We start from the raw sequence: 3270 nt of genomic DNA on the forward strand, positions 1-3270 counted from the left end.
TATAACCAAGCTTTAATCAAGCGAGAAAATATTTCAATTTGATTCGATCCCCAGACCCAATGGTATGCTCAGCCAAAAGCTAAACATGGAAGAAATCAAACCTATTCTGATACAGCAATTCAGTTCTGTTTGATGATCAAATCTATATTTCGACTTTCTTTACTCTATATATTTTGTAATATCCGCTTTGGCTTCTTCCCTTGTTTTGTAGTTGCGATGATGGACAAGTTCATTTTTGAGTATGCCCCAGAAACTCTCTATCGGTGCATTATCAAAGCAGTCGCCTTTTTTGCTCATTGAACCCTGAAAATCAAATTTCTCAAGTAAGTTTCGATATTCATTACTGCAATATTGGCTGCCTCTGTCTGAATGTACAATGAGATCTTTAGCAGGTTTCTGATTGCGAATAGCCATATTCAATGCATCACAAACAAGCTTGGCTGTCATGCGCTCATTTAAGCTATAGCCAACAACCTGTTTCGTGTAAAGATCTTTGACAGCTGCCAAGTACAACCAGCCCTCAGCCGCCCAAATGTAGGTAATGTCACTCGACCACGCAAGATTAGGCTTCGTCATTGAAAACTGTTGCTTGAGTAAATTGTCATAAATAGAACGGTTGTGATCACTGTTCGTGGTTCTTTTGAAACGCTTATGGCGCTTACAATACAACTGATTTGATTTTTTTATTTGGCGCACAGCATACATACTTATTTTGATACCTTGTGCTTGTAAATGCTTGGTTAATCGAACATAGCCATAGCTTTGTTTGGTTTCTTCATGGGCTATTTTGACCAAAATTGTCTGCTGATTTCGCTGAATTGATCTTTTACTCATGCCTCGCTTTAGCCAATCATAAAAGCGAGAAACGGATACACGAAGTAATCGAGCCATTAAAATAATCGGAAATAAGTGGCTTTGCGATTTCATATAGGCGTACCTCACTGACTTTCTTTTGCAAAGTACGCTGCTGCCTTTTTTAAAAATTCACGTTCCATTTCAGCTGTTTTGAGCTGTTGTTTAAGCTTCTTATTTTCTTCGAGTAAGGCGTTTAGATCGGGCGAATACTGTTTTGTGCCTGCTAAAGTTCCAGCCTTTGCTTTGGTATTCCAATTTGAAAGAGTTTGCATTGAAATGCTAAGTTGTCTAGCTGTTTCCGAGACATTGCCTTGATTGGCTTCAATTAATTTGATGGCTTCAGCTTTAAATTCTGCGGTGTAAGTCTTCTGTTTCTTGCTCATGGTAAACTCCTAATGAGTATGTATAGCTTACCAAGTTAAACCCTCCTGTTTTTTAAGCACACATCACTTCAACACCATATCGATCTTTATTGTTATGGATAAAATCCACCATTATTTGTGTGGGCGGTCGAGCTCCGCCTGGGCGAAAAAAGCGGCTGCTTTGCGTAGAATTTCATTGGCACGTTTTAATTCTTTAATTTCACGTTCCATTTGCTTCATTTTTTCTTGGTCAGATATCTGTTGTACTTTGGCAGGATTTAGTTGATCCAGATGCTTTAAATACCAAACACGCAATGTTTCAGGAGTACAACCGATTTTAGGAGCAATAGCTGTGATTGCTGCCCAAGTAGAAGGATAATCTTTTTCAGATTCAATTAGTAATTGAACCGCTCTTTCTCTAATTTCGGGGGTATAGTTTGGTTTTGTCATCGGGATAGTCTCTCAGAATATTGACTCTCCGACAAACCCGGTACGGTTCACTGTGGCGTGTTCGTTTATAAACGATACCTGATGCTCTGAGGAATCGTCTTAGCGTTTCCTGACAAATTTCGATTTGATATTGTTCATATAATCGCTGTCTGATTTGTTCTGAGTTTAAAGTGTCGCTATCAATCCACGATAAAATCTGTGCCTGATGTACAGCTTGTAATATTCGTGGATGTCCAGAACGCTTACCCTCCCAAATCGCTTCTATTTTATGGTGTCGCCAGTTTCTGCGGTGAGTACGAATTGTTTCTTCCTTTACACCATGTAATACGGCAATTTCTTTCACTGTTTTACCTTGTGACAACCACAATATGGTTTGTGAGCGTTGCCTTTCTCGCCAATGCTTTGCATGTTTGGCTAAATGTTCTAGTTGATCCCGCTCGTCTTGTATCAACTTAATGATGCTGACTCTATAAAAATATAAGCTTGGCAAAACAAATATTGAGCTCTTAAACTATCGGATATTGATATGATCATCATGACCTATATATTTACTCAATATAATCATCAAATAGTGCAATCAAGTTAACCTAATATAAAAGCTTATTTTCAATAAAAAACACATCATAATACCCCCTTGCCTTTTAACCACAAAAATATTGAAGTTATTATTTAGAAGCAATTAATAGAAAAATAAACAAATCTTTTTTAAACAAGCTACTAATAAAAATATCTCCATCGAAAATAAAGTATAAAAATTCAAAAACCATTTAATAAAGTATCAATAGAGTTAAAATACATATAGCTTACTTTTAATTTTAAAGAGGAATACAAGAAATAATTTCTTGTATTCCTGTTATAAGATTGGGAGAACCAAGTTGATAATTTCACCCATTTCTTTGGATCTATTAATTTAAGTTTCGACTTTACTTATTTGAGCTTAGCCATTTGGTCGAGTCACAATCGGGAAAATTGAATCTGGACGTTTAAACATTGCAAAGAATTTTCCAATTTTCAGTGGATTACCTTTGACTTTACTGTCTTTAGAAAGCAGGACTTTTACCCCTTCTATTTGACCTGTAATCATTTTTAGATATAAGGGCTTGGTTAAGGTTAATGTAGGGCAATCCAATGCCAAATCTTTACTTTCATCATAACGCTTAAACTGCATGACTGAGTTTTCAACCCATAATGAAAAATTCTCTTGGGTATCCGACAAAACCAGATTGATACACTGGTTTTCATTTTTTAAATTTTCCACATCTAAATTTGTCGCCATGGCTTCAAGAAATCTTTCAGTTGGCGTGTGAATCAATAAATCACTCGGATCAGATGTATTTTGTAGGGGTACATTATTTTGTAGCTCTTGAGCGCCCACCAAAAAGAAATTACGCCAAGTTGAAGCCTCAGCAGCATAGCCCAATTGACGATAAGTATTCGCCAATAAGTCTTTTGCTTGTTGGTTTTGAGGATTATTCAACACAATATGTTTTAAAATCTCGGCAGCCCATCTATAGTCAGCTTGAGCATAAGCATCCTGCGCATTTTTCAACGCATTGCTCTCCCCACCTGCTAACTCAATATATTTTTTTGCAACAGCTTTAGG

At 36.7% G+C, this 3270-nt stretch carries 2 protein-coding genes, 3 pseudogenes and 1 other annotated feature; of the genes and pseudogenes, 1 reads left to right on the top strand and 4 read right to left on the bottom strand.

Translation table 11 applies throughout. The features are described from left to right. Positions 1–162 (top strand): annotated as a pseudogene (locus B4H32_RS03635) (transposase); the annotation flags it as partial. Positions 163–165: 3 nt separating this feature from the next. On the opposite strand, the pseudogene B4H32_RS03640 reads toward B4H32_RS03635, so the two are convergent. The 4 genes and pseudogenes from B4H32_RS03640 to B4H32_RS03655 all read right to left on the bottom strand — a co-directional run. Beyond that, a pseudogene (locus B4H32_RS03640) lies at positions 166–1238 on the bottom strand (IS3 family transposase); the annotation flags it as partial. Between the two features lie 54 nt (positions 1239–1292). Then, positions 1293–1392, bottom strand: a sequence feature (AL1L pseudoknot). Further along, positions 1297–1667 (bottom strand): annotated as a pseudogene (locus B4H32_RS03645) (transposase); the annotation flags it as partial. It overlaps the preceding feature by 96 nt. Then, positions 1636–2157 (bottom strand): helix-turn-helix domain-containing protein, encoded by a 522-nt coding sequence (locus B4H32_RS03650; RefSeq protein ID WP_081399035.1) that lies wholly within the window; start codon positions 2155–2157, stop codon positions 1636–1638. The pseudogene B4H32_RS03645 and the gene B4H32_RS03650, both read right to left, overlap by 32 nt. A 447-nt stretch (positions 2158–2604) precedes the next feature. Continuing rightward, positions 2605–3270: alkyl sulfatase dimerization domain-containing protein (locus tag B4H32_RS03655; RefSeq protein ID WP_286800039.1), on the bottom strand; the 666-nt coding region annotated here is incomplete at its 5' end.

Source organism: Acinetobacter sp. UBA2063, assembly GCF_002333245.1.
GTDB classification, from domain to species: domain Bacteria; phylum Pseudomonadota; class Gammaproteobacteria; order Pseudomonadales; family Moraxellaceae; genus Acinetobacter; species Acinetobacter parvus.